General features: G+C 72.4%; 15 protein-coding genes. 8 read left to right on the top strand and 7 right to left on the bottom strand.

The features are described 5' to 3' along the window. Positions 1-23: 23 nt before the first annotated feature. Positions 24-869 carry a bifunctional DNA-formamidopyrimidine glycosylase/DNA-(apurinic or apyrimidinic site) lyase gene (gene mutM / locus LCN96_RS47555; protein ID WP_225268987.1) on the top strand — a complete coding sequence of 282 codons (846 nt, stop codon included), beginning with the start codon at positions 24-26 and terminating at the stop codon, positions 867-869. Here the strand turns inward: mutM and LCN96_RS47550 are convergent. Further along, positions 817-2,091 carry an MFS transporter gene (locus LCN96_RS47550; RefSeq protein ID WP_225268986.1) on the bottom strand — a complete coding sequence of 425 codons (1,275 nt, stop codon included), beginning with the start codon at positions 2,089-2,091 and terminating at the stop codon, positions 817-819. The two genes, mutM and LCN96_RS47550, sit on opposite strands and share 53 nt — an antisense overlap. Positions 2,092-2,184: 93 nt before the next feature. On the opposite strand from LCN96_RS47550, the gene LCN96_RS47545 reads away from it, so the two are divergent. The 6 genes from LCN96_RS47545 to LCN96_RS47520 all read left to right on the top strand — a co-directional run bounded on the left by LCN96_RS47545 (position 2,185) and on the right by LCN96_RS47520 (position 11,076). Then, positions 2,185-3,081 (top strand): LysR family transcriptional regulator, encoded by an 897-nt coding sequence (locus LCN96_RS47545; RefSeq protein ID WP_225268985.1) that lies wholly within the window; start codon positions 2,185-2,187, stop codon positions 3,079-3,081. A gap of 12 nt (positions 3,082-3,093) precedes the next feature. Then, complete coding sequence (locus LCN96_RS47540; RefSeq protein ID WP_225268984.1) at positions 3,094-3,381, top strand: acylphosphatase; 288 nt, start codon at positions 3,094-3,096, stop codon at positions 3,379-3,381. A gap of 190 nt (positions 3,382-3,571) precedes the next feature. Continuing rightward, positions 3,572-3,766 (top strand): hypothetical protein, encoded by a 195-nt coding sequence (locus LCN96_RS47535; protein WP_043618321.1) that lies wholly within the window; start codon positions 3,572-3,574, stop codon positions 3,764-3,766. Between the two features lie 171 nt (positions 3,767-3,937). Then, positions 3,938-7,636, top strand: a complete 3,699-nt coding sequence (smc, locus tag LCN96_RS47530; RefSeq protein ID WP_225268983.1) for a chromosome segregation protein SMC — start codon at positions 3,938-3,940, stop codon at positions 7,634-7,636. A gap of 76 nt (positions 7,637-7,712) precedes the next feature. After that, a complete protein-coding gene (gene ftsY / locus LCN96_RS47525; RefSeq protein WP_225268982.1) occupies positions 7,713-8,888 on the top strand; it encodes a signal recognition particle-docking protein FtsY in 1,176 nt (391 codons plus the stop codon). A 463-nt stretch (positions 8,889-9,351) separates the two neighbouring features. Continuing rightward, on the top strand, positions 9,352-11,076 hold the full coding sequence (locus LCN96_RS47520; protein ID WP_225268981.1) for a tetratricopeptide repeat protein: 1,725 nt from the start codon (positions 9,352-9,354) through the stop codon (positions 11,074-11,076). A 19-nt stretch (positions 11,077-11,095) separates the two neighbouring features. On the opposite strand, the gene LCN96_RS47515 is transcribed toward LCN96_RS47520, so the two are convergent. The 4 genes from LCN96_RS47515 to LCN96_RS47500 are packed head-to-tail and all read right to left on the bottom strand — an operon-like array spanning position 11,096 to position 15,107. Next, complete coding sequence (locus LCN96_RS47515) at positions 11,096-11,896, bottom strand: ABC transporter ATP-binding protein (RefSeq protein WP_225268980.1); 801 nt, start codon at positions 11,894-11,896, stop codon at positions 11,096-11,098. Beyond that, positions 11,893-12,936: a FecCD family ABC transporter permease gene (locus tag LCN96_RS47510; RefSeq protein ID WP_225268979.1), complete on the bottom strand. Its 1,044-nt coding sequence runs from the start codon at positions 12,934-12,936 to the stop codon at positions 11,893-11,895. Before LCN96_RS47510 ends, LCN96_RS47515 begins: the two co-directional genes overlap by 4 nt. After that, positions 12,936-13,970, bottom strand: a complete 1,035-nt coding sequence (locus tag LCN96_RS47505) for a FecCD family ABC transporter permease (protein ID WP_225268978.1) — start codon at positions 13,968-13,970, stop codon at positions 12,936-12,938. The genes LCN96_RS47510 and LCN96_RS47505 overlap by 1 nt, the downstream gene beginning before the upstream one ends. A 60-nt stretch (positions 13,971-14,030) precedes the next feature. Further along, positions 14,031-15,107, bottom strand: coding sequence for a PLP-dependent cysteine synthase family protein (locus LCN96_RS47500; RefSeq protein WP_225268977.1), 1,077 nt, complete (start codon positions 15,105-15,107; stop codon positions 14,031-14,033). 248 nt (positions 15,108-15,355) lie between these two features. Between LCN96_RS47500 and LCN96_RS47495 the strand changes: the two genes are divergently transcribed. Continuing rightward, positions 15,356-15,940: a sigma-70 family RNA polymerase sigma factor gene (locus LCN96_RS47495; protein WP_225268976.1), complete on the top strand. Its 585-nt coding sequence runs from the start codon at positions 15,356-15,358 to the stop codon at positions 15,938-15,940. Here the strand turns inward: LCN96_RS47495 and LCN96_RS47490 are convergent. Together LCN96_RS47490 and LCN96_RS47485 are read right to left on the bottom strand one after the other, a co-directional pair. After that, entirely contained in the window at positions 15,937-16,830 is an 894-nt protein-coding gene (locus LCN96_RS47490; RefSeq protein ID WP_225268975.1) for a sensor histidine kinase, read from the bottom strand. The two genes, LCN96_RS47495 and LCN96_RS47490, sit on opposite strands and share 4 nt — an antisense overlap. A gap of 70 nt (positions 16,831-16,900) precedes the next feature. Then, a complete protein-coding gene (locus LCN96_RS47485; RefSeq protein ID WP_225268974.1) occupies positions 16,901-17,740 on the bottom strand; it encodes a DMT family transporter in 840 nt (279 codons plus the stop codon). Between the last annotated feature and the right edge of the window lie 56 nt (positions 17,741-17,796).

Genomic DNA, 17,796 nt, shown 5'->3' with positions numbered 1-17,796 from the left:
CCCCCAGTCGGAAGAGGTCCGAGGTGCCTGAGCTGCCGGAGGTCGAGGTCGTCAGGCGCGGCCTGGCGCAGTGGGTGATCGGGCGTGAGATCGCCTCGGCGGAGGTGCTGCACCCCCGCGCCATCAGGCGGCACGTGCCCGGCGCCGACGAGTTCACCGCGCGGCTCAAGGGCCGCGCGGTGCTGTCCGCCGAGCGCCGCGGCAAGTACCTGTGGCTGCCGCTGTCGGGTCCGCCCGAGGCGCTCCTGGCCCACCTCGGGATGAGCGGCCAGCTGCTGGTCGTGGAGCCGGACTCGCCGCTGGAGAAGCACCTGCGGGTACGCCTGCGCTTCGCCGACGGCGGCCCCGACCTGCGCTTCGTGGACCAGCGCACGTTCGGCCACGTCATGCTCAGCCCCCTGGTGGGCGGCGTGCCCGAGCCGATCGCGCACATCGCCCCCGACCCGTTCGAGGCGGCCTTCGACGAGGCCGCGTTCACCCGCCGGCTCAGGGCCAAGCGCACCGAGGTCAAGCGGGCGCTGCTCGACCAGTCGCTGATCAGCGGCGTGGGCAACATCTACGCCGACGAGGCGCTGTGGATCGCCAGGCTGCACTGGGCCCGGCCGACGGAGACGCTGACCAGGCCCAAGGTGGCCGAGCTGCTGACCGCCGTGCGCACGGTCATGGGGGCCGCGCTCGAACAGGGCGGCACGTCCTTCGACAGCCTGTACGTCAACGTCAACGGCGAGAGCGGCTACTTCGAGCGGTCGCTGGAGGTGTACGGGCGGCGCGACCTGCCCTGCTCCCGCTGCGGCACGGCCATCAGGCGCGAGGCGTTCATGAACCGCTCCTCCTACTCCTGCCCTCGCTGCCAGCGCCGCCCGCGCTGACCCCGCCGCCTCCGGCCTCGGACCCGCCCCCGCCGTCCGAGCCGGCCGTGCCGGCCCCGCCTCCGGCGCGGGTCCTGCCCGCGACGGCGGCGACGACCGCGGCGGCCAGCGCGAGCCCGGCTCCCGCCGCCATCACCGCCGGGACCGACAGCCCGTCGGCGATCCGGCCGCCGGCGAAGGCGCCGAGCGCGATGGAGACGTTGAAGGCGCCGACGAAGAGCGCCGTGCCCAGCTCGCCGCCGCCCGAGCGCATGATCCACAGCTGCAGCGTCACCCCGACGCCGCCGTAGCCGAGCCCCCAGACCACGAGCGCGACCAGGGCGGGCACGCCGGTCAGCACCAGGGCCGCCATGGCCGCGGCCATGAGCGCGGCCAGCGTGACCAGGGTCAGCCGGGGGTTCCTGGCCGCCCTGGCGCCCGCCGCGAAGTTCCCCGCCACCCCGGCGGCCCCGTACAGCAGGAGCGCGCTGCTGACGAGGGCCGGACCGGCGTGCGCGACCTCCTCCAGGAACGGGCGGACGTAGGTGTAGGCCACGAAGTGGCCGGAGACGGCCAGGGTCGTCAGGACCAGAACCAGCTTGAGCGGCCCTGAGAGCCACGAGGAGCGCTTTTCCGGCACGGGTGACGATTCGGGCTCGGCCGGCGGCTTCAGCGGCGGCAGCGACGTGGCCAGCACCGCGAGCAGGGCCAGCGCCAGCACCCCGGCGGCGGCGAAGGCGCTGCGCCACCCCGCGAACGAGGAGACGAACGTGGCCGCGGGCACCCCCAGCACGGAGGCCACCGACACCCCGCCCAGGATGATCGAGGTGGCCCGGCCGACGGCGGGCTCGGGCACCAGCCGTGCCCCGATCCCGGCCGCGAACGCCCAGAACCCGCCGATGCTCACCCCGGTCAGCACCCTGGCGGCCAGCATCACGGGATGGTTCGGCGCCGCGGCCGCCGCCAGGTTGGCCACCGCCAGCAAGGCCATCAGCCCGAGCAGGACGAGCCGCCGGTCGGCCCGCCGCGCGAGCACCGCCAGCACCGGCGCCGCGAGCGCGGCCACCAGCCCGGGAGCCGACATGGCCAGACCGGCCGTGCCCGCGGAGACGCCCAGGTCGCCGGCCATCGAGGTCAGCAGGCCGATGGGCAACATCTCGCTGGTCACCACGGTGAACGTGCCCACCGCCACCGACGTCACGGCGAGCCAGCGCGCCTGTACGGAAACCTCTGTCACAGTCATGCGGCCAGCCTCTTGCCGGCCCCGGGCGGGAACAATGGCGAACCCCGAAGGCTTGCTTTAACCAGACTTAACGATCGGGCGTGAGGGGCGGTCATGGAGTTCAGGGAGCTGGAGTGCTTCATCGTGCTCAGCGAGGAGCTGCACTTCGCGCGTACGGCGGAGCGGCTCTACCTGTCACCCGGGCGGGTGAGCCAGCTCCTGCGCTCGCTGGAGACCAGGATCGGCGGCCGGCTCTTCGACCGGACGAGCAGGCGGGTGCGGCTCACCCCGCTCGGCGAGCGGTTCCTGGCCGACCTGCGGCCCGCCTACGACGGCATGGCGCAGGCCGTGACCAGGGCCAGGGCGGCGGCGCGCGAGGTGACAGGGGTGATCAGGGTCGGCTTCCTGGCCACGCCGACGGACGTGGTGACGGGCAGCGTGCGGGCCTTCGAGCGGCGCAACCCCGGGTGCGCGGTCGAGCTGGTGGAGATCCCGCTGTCGGACCCCTTCAGCAAGCTGCGGGCGGGCCTGGTGGACATCGCGTTCACGCTGCTGCCGGTGGACGAGCCCGACCTGGCGACGGGGGAGGGGCTGAACCACGTCTCCCACCTGCTCGGCGTCTCCGTCAGGCACCCGCTGGCGGGCCGGGCGGGGCTGGGCGTGGAGGAGCTGGCCTCGGTGCCGCTGATCGGCCTCGACGGGCCGGCGCCGCGCTCCTGGCACGAGCGGATGGCACCGTCCGTAACCCCTTCCGGGCGTCCGATTCCCCGGGCCGGTAAGGTGGCCACCACGCAGGAGGGCCTGACCCAGGTGGCGCTCAACCGGGGCGGCATGTTGTTCTGCACGCCCACGGCGCTGCAGCTCGCCCGCCCCGATCTCAGCTTCGTGCCCGTCACCGGGCTGCCTCCGTCGATACTCGGCCTGGCCTGGCTGCGGGCCAGGGAGACGGCGGCCATCAGGGCGTTCAACGAGGCGGCGGTCCGTGAGTCGGCCATGGCGCTGGTCGCGTGAAGAGGGGATGAGATGGCGCAGAGCAGCGAGGACGTCCGGCTGACCGCCTGGGTGCGGGGCCGCGTCCAGGGGGTGGGCTTCCGCTGGTGGACCCGGGCGCGGGCGCTGGAGCTCGGCCTGACGGGCTGGGCGCGCAACACCGACGACGGCCGGGTGGAGGTCGTCGCGGAGGGGCCGAGGCAGGCGTGCGTCAAGCTGCTGGAGCTGCTCAGAGGTTGCGACACGCCGGGCAGAGTGGATGGAGTAGTGGAACGGTGGAGCGAACCCCGAGGTAGTTTGGGCGGATTCATGGAGAGGTAGCGCGTTTCGTCGAACCGCCCAAATAGGGTATAGTTGTATGTCGGGAGTGCCCATCAGTAGGGCTCAGCGGTTGGTTCGACTTGACCGCCCACACTGCCGGTGCGACTCTTGTTAGGTACCACGCGCACCCCTCCCGCGGAATAGAAGTGCGCGAACCAGTCTGGTCACTCAGCGTGGAGGACCCTTTACCATGGCGAAGGCTCTACTCGGCCACGTCGGCGGTCCTGACCCTCGGATGGTCTCGGAGATGCGCCGCCTGCAGCAGCGTATCCGGGATCTGGAGGCAGAACTCATCCGACTTCAGGCCACGAATGACGCTCTTGCAGCGCAAACCCGCGACGAGGCGCTAAGCCGCGTGCAGGAGCGCGAGCCGGCACTCACCTGAGAGTGATCGGAGCGCAAGATTCAGGGACGTCTCTGAGAGGCGTCCCTTGTTATTTGCCCTGAACCTCCTGACAGGGCGCGGACCCGACTGCAGATGCCCACGTGGGGCAGTCAAGACCAGTAGGCTTTTCCGAGGTCTGTTCAGGGTCCGTTCAGGAGAAGGGGGTCGCGCTTGTACCTCAAGACCCTCACCCTGCGCGGCTTCAAGTCCTTCGCCTCGGCCACCGCGCTCCGCTTCGAGCCCGGCATCACCTGTGTCGTCGGCCCCAACGGCTCCGGCAAGTCCAACGTCGTCGACGCCCTGGCCTGGGTCATGGGCGAGCACAGCGCCAAGTCGCTGCGCGGCGGCAAGATGGAGGACGTCATCTTCGCCGGCACCTCCTCCCGGCCCCCGCTGGGCCGCGCCGAGGTGACGCTGACCATCGACAACTCCGACGGCGCGCTGCCGATCGACTACACCGAGGTCACGATCAGCCGGCTGATGTTCAGGTCGGGGCAGAGCGAGTACGCGATCAACGGCGACACCTGCCGGCTGCTCGACATCCAGGAGCTGCTGTCCGACTCGGGCATCGGCCGCGAGATGCACGTGATCGTCGGGCAGGGCCAGCTCGACGCCGTTCTGCACGCGGGCCCCGAGGACCGGCGGGCCTTCATCGAGGAGGCCGCCGGCGTGCTGAAGCATCGCAAGCGCAAGGAGAAGGCGCTGCGCAAGCTCGACGCGATGCAGGCCAACCTGACCCGCGTCCAGGACCTCGCCACCGAGCTGCGCCGCCAGCTCAAGCCGCTGGGCCGCCAGGCCGAGATCGCCCGCAAGGCCGCCGTCATCCAGGCCGACCTGCGTGACGCGCGGCTGCGGCTGCTGGCCGACGACGTGTGCATCCTGCGCGCCACGCTGGAGCGCGAGGCCGCCGACGAGGCCGCGATCACGGCCAGGCGGCAGCAGGTCGAGACCGAGCTGGCGCAGGCGCAGCAGCGCGAGGGCGCGCTTGAGGCCGCCGAGGCCGAGGCCCAGCCGCGGCTGGCCGCCGCCCAGGAGACCTACTTCCGGCTGTCCTCGCTGCGCGAGCGCATCACCGGCCTGGAGCAGCTCGCCGCCGAGCGCCACCGCCACGCCCTCGACGCCGCCGCCATCGAGCGCCGCGGCCGCGACCCCGAGGAGCTCGAACGCGAGGCCGCCGAGGTGCGCGAGCGCGAGCTCATCCTCAAGGCCGAGCTGGAGCAGGCCGAGGAGCTGCTGGAGGAGGCCGTCCAGCGGCGCGCGGAGGCCGAGGCCGAGCTGAGCGCCGAGGAGCAGCGGCTCGCGCTGGCCGCCAGGGCCGCCGCCGACCGCCGCGAGGGCCTGGCCAAGCTGCGCGGCCGGGTCGATTCCGTACGCAGCCGCGCCCGCGCCGCCGAGGACGAGATCGGCCGGCTCCAGCAGGCCGTGGCCGACGCGGGCGCCCGCGAACAGCAGGCGAGGCAAGATCTTGAGGCCCAGCGCCTGGAGGAGCCCGCCGTGGACCCGGGGCTGGCCGAGGAGCTGGCCACCGCGCAGGCCATGGTCGAGGAGGCCAAGGCCGTCGCCGAGGAGGCGCGAGCGGCGCTGGAGGAGGCCAAGTCCGGCCTCGACGCGCCGCGCGCCGCCCTCCAGGCCGCCAAGGCGGGCGTGAGCACCGCCCGCGCCGCCGACCAGCAGGCGCAGCGCTCGGTCGCCGCCCTCGCCGCCCGCCGTGACGCCCTGGAGCTGGGCCTGGCCAAGGGCGACGGCGGTGCCGCGGTGCTGGACGCCGACGTGGCGGGCGTGCTGGGGCCGCTGGCGGCCTCCATGCAGGTGACGCCGGGTGCCGAGCAGGCCGTGGCGGCCGTCCTGGGGCCCGTGGCCGAGGCGGTCGCCGTCAAGACGCTCGACACGGCTGTGGAGGCGCTGGAGCTGCTGCGGTCCCGGGGGGCCGGCCAGGCGACGCTGCTGGTGGCGGGCAACGGGTTCGGCGGTGAGCCGGAGCACGCGCACGGGCGACCGCGCGCGGCGGCTCCCGGCGGTGGCCGGTGGGTGGCCGACCTGGTGACGGTGCCCGATCACCTCCGGCCGGCCCTGGAGCAGGTGCTGGCCGACGTGGTGCTGGTGGCCGACCTGGAGACCGCCAGGGCCGTCGCCGACCGGCATCCCCATCTCCGGGCGGTCACCGAGGCGGGCGACCTCGTCAGCGCCCACCTGGCGGCGGGCGGCGCCGAGGCGGGCACCTCCGTCCTCCAGGTACGCGCCGCGCTCGACCAGGCAGTCGCGGACCTGGAGGAGGCCGAGGCCAGGGCGGAGGCCGGTGCCACGGCCCTGGACCTGGCGTTCGAGGCGGAGCAGGCCGCGCAGGCGGCCCTGGAGGCCGCCCAGGCGCACGTCGGCGAGGCCCAGAGCGCCGTCACCACCGCCCAGGCGGGGGTGAGCGCGGCCCAGGGCGGCCTCGACCAGGTCAGGGCCCGTCAGCGCGAGGCCGACCAGCGCAACGCGGCGGCGGCCAAGCGGCTGGCCCAGATCGAGGCCGCCGCCAACGCGGCCCGCGACGAGGCCGAGCGCCTGGCCAGGAGCGTGGCCAAGGCGGAGGAGGCGCGCACGGAGGGCCTGGAGGAGCTGGCCGAGCTGGAGATCCGGCTGGCCGAGGCCGAGTACGCCCAGGAGCTGGAGTCCGAGCCCACCACCGACCAGCGCGACGAGCTGGTGAGCGCCGTGGAGCTGGCCAGGCAGCGCGAGATGGACACCCGCCTGCAGGTCCGCACCGCAGAGGAGCGCGTCAAGGGCATCGAGGGCCGCGCCGACGGCCTGCTGCGGGCGGCCAGGCGGGAGCGCGAGGAACGCGCCCAGGCGGCCGCTCAGCGCGCCAGGCGCAGGAGGCAGGCCGCGCTGGCGGAGGCCGTGAGCAAGGGCGCCAAGCAGGTGCTCCAGGCGCTCGCGGCGTCCGTCCAGCTCGCCTCCAGGGAGCGCGACGAGGCCGACCTGACCAGGGTGGCCGTGGACGCCGAGCTCAAGCAGGTGCGCCTGCGCGTCCGCGAGCTGGGCCAGGAGCTCGACAAGCTGGTCAACCGGGTGCACGGCAACGAGGTGGCCCGCACCGAGCAGCGGCTGCGGCTGGAGCAGATGGAGCAGCGGGCGCTGGAGGAGTTCGGGGTCGAGGCCGAGGCGCTGGTCGCCGAGTATGGCCCCGAGGCGCCGGTGCCGGGCGAGCCGCCCGTCCCGTACGTACGCGAGGAGCAGGAGAAGCGCGCCAGGGCGGCCGAGCGGCAGATGAACCAGCTCGGCAAGGTCAACCCGCTCGCCCTGGAGGAGTTCGCGGCGCTGGAGGAGCGGCACTCCTTCCTCAACTCCCAGCTGGAGGACCTCAAGAAGACCAGGCGCGACCTGATGACCGTGGTCAAGGAGGTCGACGACCGGGTCGAGCAGATGTTCGCCTCGGCGTACGAGGACGTGGCCCGCGAGTTCGAGCAGATCTTCGGCCGGGTCTTCCCCGGCGGCGACGGCCGGCTGGTGCTGACCGACCCCGACGACATGCTGACCACCGGCATCGAGGTCGAGGCCAGGCCGCCGGGCAAGAAGGTCAAGCGGCTGTCGCTGCTGTCGGGCGGCGAGCGGTCGCTGACGGCGGTGGCGTTCCTGATCTCGATCTTCAAGGCGCGGCCGTCGCCGTTCTACGTGATGGACGAAGTCGAGGCGGCCCTCGACGACACCAACACGCAGCGGCTGCTCATGCTGTTCGAGGAGCTGAGACAGAGTTCACAGCTCATCGTCATCACCCACAACAAGCGCACGATGGAGATCGCCGACGCGCTCTACGGCGTGTCCATGCGCGGTGACGGCGTGACCCAGGTCGTCAGCCAGCGGCTCAGGGAGCGCGAAAGCGCCTGATCGATGCGCACTGGTCCGTCTGATCGGTGTGGCCTTGGGCGTGACCATGGTGGTCGATCTGGAAAACTGACATCTTGTGGATGGTTACCTCGGCGTCATCGTGATCGTGGCCGTCGTCGCCCTGCTGGCGGCCGGCGGTCTCTTCCTGCTGTTCAGGCCGGGTCGCAAGGCGGCCCCGCCGGTCAAGCCGCCAGAGGCCCCCGTGCTTCCCGAGGAGGAGAAGCGGCCCGCAGGAGCGGGTGAGGAGGCCGAGGGCGCGACCACCACGCTCCCGCCGCCGGTCAAGCCCGCCGAGCCGATGGTCGTCGAGCCCGAGGTCGAGGTGCCGCCGCCGTCCGCGGGCCGGATGGTGCGGCTGCGCTCGCGCCTGGCCCGCTCGCAGAACGCGCTCGGGCGCGGGCTGCTGGAGCTGCTGTCCCGCGACCGCCTCGACGACGAGGTGTGGGACGAGATCGAGGAGAGCCTGATCACCGCCGACGTGGGCGTCGCGCCGACCCGCGCCATGGTGGAGGAGCTGCGCACCAAGGTGAAGGTGCTGGGCAGCCGCACCCAGGACGAGGTGCGCGGCCTGCTCAGGGAGCAGCTGCTGACCCAGGTCAACCCCGACCTCGACCGCACCCTGCACGTCCAGAAGCACGGCGAGCGGCCCGCGGTCGTGCTCGTCGTGGGCGTGAACGGCACCGGCAAGACCACCACCACCGGCAAGCTGGCCCGCTCGCTGATCGGCGACGGCAAGCAGGTGGTGCTCGGCGCGGCCGACACCTTCCGCGCCGCCGCGGCCGACCAGCTCCAGACGTGGGGCGAGCGGGTGGGCGCCGACACGGTGCGCGGGCCCGAGGGCGGTGACCCGGCGTCCGTGGCGTTCGACGCGGTGGCCAAGGGCATCGAGGAGAAGGTCGACGTGGTGATCGTCGACACCGCGGGGCGGCTGCACACCAAGACCGGCCTGATGGACGAGCTGGGCAAGGTCAAGCGGGTCATCGAGAAGAAGGCCACGGTCGACGAGGTGCTGCTGGTCCTCGACGCGACCACCGGGCAGAACGGCATGCGCCAGGCGCAGGTGTTCGCCGAGGTGGTCAACATCACCGGCATCGCGCTGACCAAGCTCGACGGCACCGCCAAGGGCGGCATCGTGATCTCGGTGCAGCGGGAGCTGGGCGTGCCGGTCAAGCTGGTGGGGCTGGGCGAGGGGCCCGACGACCTGGCGCCGTTCGACCCCGAGGTGTTCGTGGACGCGATCCTCGGCGACTGAGCTTTCGGGCGCGTCCAAAATCCGGTTGTAAGAGGCCTTATCAGATGAAACCTTGATCGGCCACTTTTCAATGTGTTGACATGTATCGGTCATTGATCGTTCGGTCCCGTTTGAACGTGGAAGGCCGCACATGAAGAAGCTCGTTGTTCACAAGCCCGGCACCGTGAAGCCGACCGCCGGGGCCGCGCCCAGGCACAGCTCCTAGCCCACCGGACTCCGCACGGTGCGCGCCGGGCGAGGGTGGTGCGGCGGCACGTGCGGAGAGGGGCTCGGTCCACAGGCCGGCGTCGCCTCGATGGCGCGTCGGCCATGCCGGGCCGCGGCGCCGGACCGCGCGTGCCGGTGTGGGTGCCGGTGTGGGTGCCGGCATGAGTGTCCTGGTATGGCCGGCTCGCCGCCGCCAGGTGACGGTGCGGGGGTGGGCGAGCCAGAATGGTGTGCGCGCTGTGGGGAGAGGGGCCGCGTGGACACGATCTTCATCGACGCGGATCGCCGGATCGGCGGCCCGTACACGCTGGCCGCGGCGCTGCTCGGGCGCCTGGTTCCGGGAGAGCTGGAGCGCAGGCCGGAGCTGGTGGCCGCGTACGACATCGAGATCAGGGCGGCGGCGCCGGGGCTGCGTGAGGTGGTGCCCGCCCGGCGGCGATCGCTGGCCGACGAGCTGCCCAGGGAGCAGCGGGTGCTGGTGCCCGGGGCCCGGCGCAGCCTGCGGATCGCGAACGGGCTGGCGGAGTTCGTCCGCGACTGCCTGAGCGGCTCGGGGCCGCTCACCGTGCACGTGACGAACCTGGGCGAGGCCGACCATACCGACACCGAGCTGGTCGCCGTGCTGCGGCGCAGGCTCGACCCCGGCCTGCTGGTCGTGGCGGAGGGGCCGTCGCGGCCCGGCACGGGGCCGCTGCCCGGTGACTTCGACCGGTATCGCGACGAGGGTTTCCACCACGCCATGGCCGAGTCGGGCCTGGAGGTGCTGCGCGGGCTGGCGTACGAGGACGATCCGGAGCGCTGGCAGCGATTGCTGCAGCGGGTGGCGGCGGCGCTGGAGGCCATCGGGCGCGAGGACGAGGCCCGCGAGCTCTACGACCGCCTCAGGCGGCTCAGCACCGACCCCAAGCACCGCGCCACGGCGGCCTACGCCACGGCCATGATCCTCGTGCGCCACCACGACCCCGCCCAGCGCGACCCCGAGCAGGCGCTGGCCTGGATCAACGAGGCGGTCACGATCACCTCGCTGCTGCCCGACCCCCGGGAGCGCGCCTTCCACCTGGGCTTCGACCTCAACGGCAAGGCCCTGGTGGAGCTGCGCAGGGGCCGCCGCGACGCCGCCATGGAGCTGGTGGGCCAGGCCATCGAGCTGGCCGAGACGCACCTGGCGGCCGAGCACCCGATCCACCGGCTGGTGCTGCACGCCAACCGGGCGCAGCTCCTGTCCATGGCCGGGCTGCGGGAGGCGGCGCTGGCCGACTACACGCGGGCCATCGAGGCCGACCCCGGCTACCCCGACTACTACCTCGACCGCGGGAACCTGCTGCACGAGCTGGGCCGCGACGAGGAGGCGCTGGCCGACTACGAGGCGGTCATGCGGCTCAGCCCGCCCTTCCCCGAGGCGTACTACAACCGGTCGGAGGTGCGGTACGCCGCCGGTGACCTGGCGGGGGCCCGCGCCGACCTGGACCACACGCTGGAGCTTGACCCGGAGTTCGCCCCCGCCTACGTCAACCGCTGCGGGCTGCACGTGGCGGCCGGCGACTACGCCAGGGCCAGGCAGGACGTGGAACGCGGCCTGGAGCTGGCGCCCGGCGACGCGTACCTGCTGTGCGTGCTCGGCCAGGTGGAGCTGGCCGAGGAGTGCTACCCGGAGGCTCGCATGGCCTTCGACCAGGCGCTGGAGCTCAACCCCGAGCTGGTGCCCGCCTGGGCGGGCCGGGCCGAGCTGGCGTTCGAGCGGGGCGACCACGAGGCGGCGCTGGCGGACCTGACGCGGGCGCTGAAGCTGGAGGAGACGGCCGAGCTGCTGTTCAACCGGTCGCTGGTGTACCGGGCGGCGGGCCTGGAGGCGCAGGAGCGCGAGGATCTGCTGCGGGCCGCCGAGCTGGCCCCGGAGGACGATGACGTCCAGCGCGCTCTCCACCACCCGGTCCAGGGCAAGCCACTGCCCCGGCCGTTCGACGGCGGGCCCGCCACGTAGACGTCCGTGGTCAGTACAGCTAGCCCGCCGCCTTGGGGCGGGCGAGCGGGCCGATCGGGACGACCAGCGGCGTGCCGGCCACCGGGTCGGCGATGACCTTGGCGTCCAGCTCGAACACCTCGCGCAGCAGGTCCTCCGTGAGCACCTCGTGCGGGGTGCCGGCGGCGATCACCCGGCCCGCGCGCATGGCGACCAGGCGGTCGGCGTAGCGGGCGGCCAGGTTGAGGTCGTGCAGGACCATGACGACCGTCCGGCCGGCCTCCTCATGCAGGTGGCGGACCAGCTCCAGCACCTCCACCTGGTGCGCCAGGTCCAGGAACGTGGTCGGCTCGTCGAGCAGCAGCAGGTCCGTGCCCTGGGCCAGGGCCATGGAGATCCACGCCCGCTGCCGCTGGCCGCCCGACAGCTCATCCAGCGGCCGTTCGGCCAGGTCGGCCAGGCCCGTCATGTCCAGGGCCGCCGCGACGGCGCCCTCGTCGTCGGAGGACCACTGCCGGTACCACGTCTGGTGCGGGTGCCGCCCGCGCGCCACCAGGTCGGCCACGGTCAGGCCCTCGGGGGCGGAGGGCGACTGGGGGAGCACGCCGAGGACCTTGGCCACCTCGCGGGTGGGGATCCGGTCGATGCGCTTGCCGTCCAGCAGCACCTCGCCGCCCTGCGGCTTGAGCAGCCGGCCCAGGGCACGCAGCAGCGTGGACTTGCCGCAGCCGTTCGGGCCGATGATGGTGGTCACCGTGCCGGCCTCGATGCCCAGGTCGAGCCCGTCCACGATGAGGCGGTCGCCGTACCCGAGCTTGACGCCGGCTGCCTGCAGTCTCACTTCCGCGACCTCCAGATCAGGTGGATCAGGTACGGGGCGCCCAGCACGGCCGTGACGATGCCGACGGGCAGCTCGATGGGGGAGAACACCGTCCTGGCGATCAGGTCGGCGGCCGTGGTGAGCACGGCGCCGACGACCGCGGAGCACAGCAGCGGCGGCCGGTCCGAGCGGACCAGGCGCAGCGCGATCTGCGGCGAGGCCAGGGCGACGAACGCGATCGGCCCTGCCGATGCGGTGGCCACGGCGGCCAGCAGCACGGCGGCCAGGACCAGCAGGGCGCGGGCCGGGTTCATGCGGACGCCCAGCCCGGTGACCGTGTCGTCGCCGAAGCGCAGGGCGTCCAGCGAGCGGGTGCCGAGCAGGGTCAGCGGCACCAGCACGGCCAGGGCCAGCGCCGTGGGCGTCACGTGCTCCCAGCCGCGCCCGTTGAGCGAGCCGCTGATCCAGACCATGGCCCGCGCGGTGTCGTTGACGTCGCCGACGGTCAGCAGCCAGAACTTGACGTTGGTGAACACGGCGGCCACGCCGATGCCGACCAGCACCAGGCGGTAGCCGTCCAGGCCGCGCCGCCACGCCAGGCCGTACACGACGGCGGCGCCGAGCAGGCCGCCGAGCAGGGCGAGCGCGGGGACGCCGAGGGTGGCCAGCAGCCCCGTGACGGTGCCGTACGCGCTGCCGCCCGCCACCAGGCCGGCCACCACGGTGACGGACGCGCCGGTGGTGACGCCGAGGATCTCGGGGCTGGCCAGCGGGTTGCGGGCGATCGACTGGATGATCGCGCCCGACAGCGCGAGCGCGGCCCCGACCAGGGCGCCGGTGAGCGCGCGGGGCAGGCGCAGCTCCATGATGACGAAGTGGGCGGCGCTGTCGACGTCGAAGGTGGCGGTGAGCACCTCGGGCAGCGTCAGCTCCAGGTCGCCGATGCGCATGTTCAGCGCCATGAGCAGGACGAGCAGGACGAGCCCGGTCACGGTGAGCGTGACGGCGCGCGGCCGTACCCGCCAGGACAGGGCGCCGATGCGGAGGGGGAGGGCGGTCATCACAGGCGCACGGGCTTTCTGCGGCGAACCAGGGCGACGAAGAACGGGGCGCCGAGCAGCGCGAGCACCACGCCCACCTCCAGCTCGCCCGGCGGGGCCACGACGCGGCCGACGACGTCGGCGATCAGCAGCAGCGCCGCGCCGACCAGCCCGGAGAACGGCAGCAGCCACCGGTGGTCGGTGCCCGACAGCGGGCGGACCAGGTGCGGCACGATGAGCCCGATGAAGGCCAGCGAGCCGCAGGCGGCGACGGCCGCGCCGGACAGCAGCGTGACGGCGGCCACGCCGACGGCCCTGGTCCTGCCGACGTTCTGGCCCAGGCCGCGCGCCACGTCCTCGCCGAGGGAGAGCGCGTTCAGCCCGGGGGCGTTCACCAGCGCCAGCACCAGGCCGGCCAGGACGAACGGCAGCACCTGCCAGACCACCTCGCCGCCCCTGGAGGCGATCGAGCCGGCCTGCCAGAAGCGGAAGACGTCCATCGCCTGCTCGTCCAGCAGCACGATGGTCGAGGTCAGCGCGTAGAGCAGGGCGCTGACGGCGGTCCCGGCGAGCGCCAGGGTGACCGGGGTCGGGCCGCCCCTGCCGCCGACCATGCCGAGCGCGAACACCGCCACGCTGGCCACCAGGGCGCCCGCCAGGCCGTACCAGATGTGGACCAGCAGGCTGGAGGCGCCGAGCAGGATGATCGAGGAGACCATCGCGAACGCCGCTCCCTGCGTGACGCCGAGCAGGCCGGGGTCGGCGAGCGGGTTGCGCGTGTGGCCCTGCATGAGCGCGCCCGCCACGCCGAGCGCGATCCCGGCCAGGATGCCCAGGGCGGTCCTGGGCAGGCGCAGGGAGCGGATGACGATGTCGTTCTCGGTGCCGGTCGGCGCCGTGATCGCGTGCCAGGCGTCGGCGAGCGGCACGGGCTTGGAGCCGATCGTGACGCTCAGCACGACCGCGACCGCCACGCAGGCGAGCAGGGCGAGCAGTACGGTGAGCCGGCGCCGGCGGAGGCCGTGGAGGCGGGGGGCGACGGCGGTTGCGCTCACCCAGCTCCTCCTCAGCGTTGCCTCGTTCCGCTGAAGTATGACAGCTTAGGCTCACCTAACCTAATTCAGGCTGAGGAAAGCGCGCAGGTCCGCCAGGTGGGGCTCGATGTCCAGGCCCTGGTCCGCCAGCCAGCGCGGGTTGCCGTACGTGCCCTTGTACCGGTCGCCGCTGTCGCACACCAGGGTCACGATGCTGCCCTGCTCGCCGGCCTCCCGCATCTCGTTGATCAGCTCGACGCAGGCGGCCAGGTTGGTGCCCGTGGAGCCGCCGACGTCCAGGCCGGTCACCTCGCGGGTCCAGTGCATGGCGGCGATCGAGCGGGCGTCCGGCACGGCGATCATGCGGTCGATGACCGTGGGCTGGAACGACGGCTCCACGCGGGGGCGGCCGATGCCCTCGATGCGCGAGCCGGGAGCGCTGACGGAGGTGTCGCCGGAGGTCCAGCCCGGATAGAAGGCCGAGCCCTCGGGATCCACCACGGCCAGACGGGTGGCGTGGCGGCGGTAGCGGAGGTAGCGGCCGATGGTGGAGGAGGTGCCGCCGGTGCCGGCGCCCACCACGATCCAGGTTGGCTCGGGGTGGGGCTCCAGGGAGAGCTGGGAGAAGATGGACTCGGCGATGTTGTTGTTGCCACGCCAGTCGGTGGCCCGCTCGGCGTAGGTGAACTGGTCCATGAAGTGGCCGCCGGTCTCGGCGGCCAGGCGGTGCGACTCCTCGTAGATGGTGCCGGGATCGTCGACCAGGTGACACTTCCCGCCGTAGAACTCGATGAGGTGGATCTTCTCCGGCGACGTGGCCGCCGGCATGACCGCGATGAACGGCAGGCCCAGCAGGCGGGCGAAGTACGCCTCGCTGACGGCCGTGGACCCGCTGGAGGCCTCCACGATCGTCGTGGACGGGCCGATCCAGCCGTTGGCCAGGCCGTACAGGAATAGGGAGCGGGCCAGACGGTGTTTCAGTGAACCGGTTGGGTGCACCGACTCGTCTTTCAAGTAGAGGTTTACGCCCCAGTGCGAGGGAAGCGGAAAGACGTGCAGATGTGTGTCGCAACTACGGTTGGCATCGGCCTCGACCTTGCGTATGGCCTCAGCCACCCAGCGGCGTGTACCCGAATGGTGCCGGTCCACGAATCTCATCCTCATACGCTATCCCATGTGACTCTCGCCACTATTCCTACAAAATTGGGTGGGTAGTGTTATGATAATGAGACTTGTCCGGCCGTGGACGTGACCACGCACGCCGCGAGCAGATGGACGATCAACCCCTTCTGACCAAGGCGGAGCTCTCTAACGCGTCCCTTAACTGGGACTTGCGAAGATGGAACCGCTGTCAGGCGGCTTGTGCCGAATCGGGGGATAGCGCAAGGGGGAATGAATTGATCACTATGACCGATGAGCAGCGTCAGGACTGGTTCGAGCGCGATGTCGTGCCCGTGACGTCGCAGCTGTTCGCTTCCGCCATGCGCCTGACCCGAAACACAGCCGACGCCGAGGACCTGGTGCAGGAGACGGTCGCCAAGGCGTACACGTCCTACCACCAGTTCCGCGAGGGCACCAACCTCAAGGCGTGGCTCCACCGGATCCTGACCAACAACTTCATCAACGACTATCGCAAGAAGCAGCGCTCGCCGAAGCTGTCGGCCGCCGAGGAGATCGAGGACTGGCAGCTGCACGCCGCCGAGTCGCACAGCTCGACGGGCCTGCGTTCGGCCGAGACCGAGGCGCTCGACCGGCTGCCCGACAGCGTCGTGATGAACGCCCTGCGCTCGCTGCCCGAGGACTTCCGCGTGGCCGTCTACCTGGCCGACGTCGAGGGGTTCGCGTACAAGGAGATCGCCGAGCGGATGGGCACGCCCATCGGCACCGTGATGTCGCGGCTGCACCGTGGCCGCCGCCAGCTCCGCGTGATGCTGGAGGAGTACGCCCGCGAGGAGGGCGCCGTGCGCCTGCCCGCGCAGCGTGCCGCCTAGGAGCTCATGCTGAGGTGCAGGCGGACGCGTAACAGGCCGTTCTCCGCGCGCAGGTCCACCAGGTCACAGAGCTGCCTGCTGATCCAGAGCCCGTATCCCCGTGGGGATTCGGGCTCCGGTGGTATGTAGCCGGGTAACGGGTCGTCGAGGGAGCCTCCGGGGTCGGCGAGCTCGCAGATCAGCTCGCCGTCGCTGACCCACATCGTGATCGTGCCGTACCCGGCTCCGTGCTCGACGCTGTTGGCGGCGATCTCGGACACGCTGATCACCAGCGAGGTGATGAGGTTGCGGTCCATGCCGGCCGCCCTGGCGTAGTCGCCGACGTGCTGGCGCAGCCGCTTCAGCTCCCTGGCCGTGAAGCCGAAGGTGCCCGCGTCCTCCGGCGGCTCGGGCAGCGGGGCCCGGTCGTCGTGCAGCACCAGCTCGTGCGGCTCGACGAACCGGTTGCTGGCCGTCTCGCCGTCGGAGCCGAGCAGCACGGGATGGTTGACCGGGCCGTAGTGGAGCACGCTCTCCGGGACGCGGCGCAGGTCGTACAGGCACAACATGATGACCGCCGTCGCGCTGAGCGCGGCGTTGATCACGGACTCGCAGCGGATGAGCTCCCTGACCTGGCGCCGGCTGCGGCCCGTCCAGCTCGGCTCGCCGATGACGAGGGTGCGCCGGCCGCGGGTGTACTCGTGGTAGGCGGCCAGCATCCGGTACGGGTGGTCGTACCAGGAGGTGGGCACCCGGCTGTCGATGCGCTCCGCGTCGCGCCCGAGTGCCTCGCGCAGCTGGGCCAGCTTGGCCGCGCCGGTGACCACCAGCACCCGCCTGCCCTCGTCGAGGGCGGCGCGCACGCGCGGCAGGGCCAGCCCGAGAAAGGACTCATCCGAGTCGTAAGACACCCCCACGTGCCTCAACGACTCACCATCGATACGTGCCCGCTCAGGGCGCACGGGCGAAACGTAGCAAGCGCTAGAGGTGCTGCGCAACGGCTATGAGCGCCACTGCCGCGAGCGCGCATACCACGCCGGCCACCTGGACGGCCCGCAGCCGCTCCCCGAGCACGCGGTTGGCCAGCAGCAGGGTGCTCGCGGGATAGAGCGAGACCAGCACGGCGACCAGGCTGAGCAGGCCGTCACGCTGCGCCAGGAGGTAGAGCACGTTCGCCGCCATGTCGAGCACACCCGCGGCGATGATGATGGGCAGCGCGCCGGAGCCGGGCTTGAGCGCGCGCCGCGTCAGCAGCGCGAGCAGGGCCACGGTGGACACCGACGACAGCCTCGCGCCGACCAGCGGCCACAGCCCCGCGTCGTGCGGCGCCATGGCGAGCAGGATGAAGAAGCCGCCGAAGCCGGCGCCCGCGGCCAGCGCCGTCAGCACCGAGGAGAGCGAGCCGCGCCCCCCGCCGGAGCCGTCCTGGCTGACCAGCAGCACGGAGCCGAGCGCCAGCACCACCCCCACCAGCGCCCACGTCTGCGGCCGGTCGCCCGTCGCCAGCCCGAACACCACGGGCAGCGCGGCCGAGGTGACGGCGGTCGTGGGGGCGACCACCGACATCACGCCGGTGGCCAGCGACCGGTAGAACAGCACCAGCCCGGCCGCGCCCGACAGCCCCGCGGCCAGGCCCCAGGCCAGCGCCGGGCCGCTGTAGCTGCCGGGCAGCACCGGCAGCAGGCCGAGGATCAGGGCCAGCCCGGCGAGCTGCGAGAGCACGACGACGGCCAGCACCTGCGTGCGCCGGGTGGCCAGGCCGCCGAAGAAGTCCGCCGTGCCGTACACGATGGCGCAGGCCGTCGCCAGGATCACCGTCATCGTGAGCCTCCTTAGTTCAATGCAGTGCACTGTTGGTACAACACAGAGGGTACATT

This window comes from Nonomuraea gerenzanensis (assembly GCF_020215645.1).
GTDB lineage: Bacteria > Actinomycetota > Actinomycetes > Streptosporangiales > Streptosporangiaceae > Nonomuraea > Nonomuraea gerenzanensis.
Note: the sequence above shows the minus strand (reverse complement) of the source record. Positions and strands in the feature narration are given on the sequence as shown.

Excerpts from the sequence above, each read along its gene's own strand:
- LCN96_RS47550 (WP_225268986.1), bottom strand. The coding sequence starts at position 2,091 with ATGACTGTGACAGAGGTTTCCGTACAGGCGCGCTGGCTCGCCGTGACG.
- LCN96_RS47540 (WP_225268984.1), top strand. The coding sequence starts at position 3,094 with ATGGCGCAGAGCAGCGAGGACGTCCGGCTGACCGCCTGGGTGCGGGGC.
- LCN96_RS47495 (WP_225268976.1), top strand. The coding sequence starts at position 15,356 with ATGACCGATGAGCAGCGTCAGGACTGGTTCGAGCGCGATGTCGTGCCC.
- LCN96_RS47510 (WP_225268979.1), bottom strand. The coding sequence starts at position 12,936 with ATGACCGCCCTCCCCCTCCGCATCGGCGCCCTGTCCTGGCGGGTACGG.
- LCN96_RS47500 (WP_225268977.1), bottom strand. The coding sequence starts at position 15,107 with ATGAGATTCGTGGACCGGCACCATTCGGGTACACGCCGCTGGGTGGCT.
- LCN96_RS47545 (WP_225268985.1), top strand. The coding sequence starts at position 2,185 with ATGGAGTTCAGGGAGCTGGAGTGCTTCATCGTGCTCAGCGAGGAGCTG.
- LCN96_RS47485 (WP_225268974.1), bottom strand. The coding sequence starts at position 17,740 with ATGACGGTGATCCTGGCGACGGCCTGCGCCATCGTGTACGGCACGGCG.
- LCN96_RS47535 (WP_043618321.1), top strand. The coding sequence starts at position 3,572 with ATGGCGAAGGCTCTACTCGGCCACGTCGGCGGTCCTGACCCTCGGATG.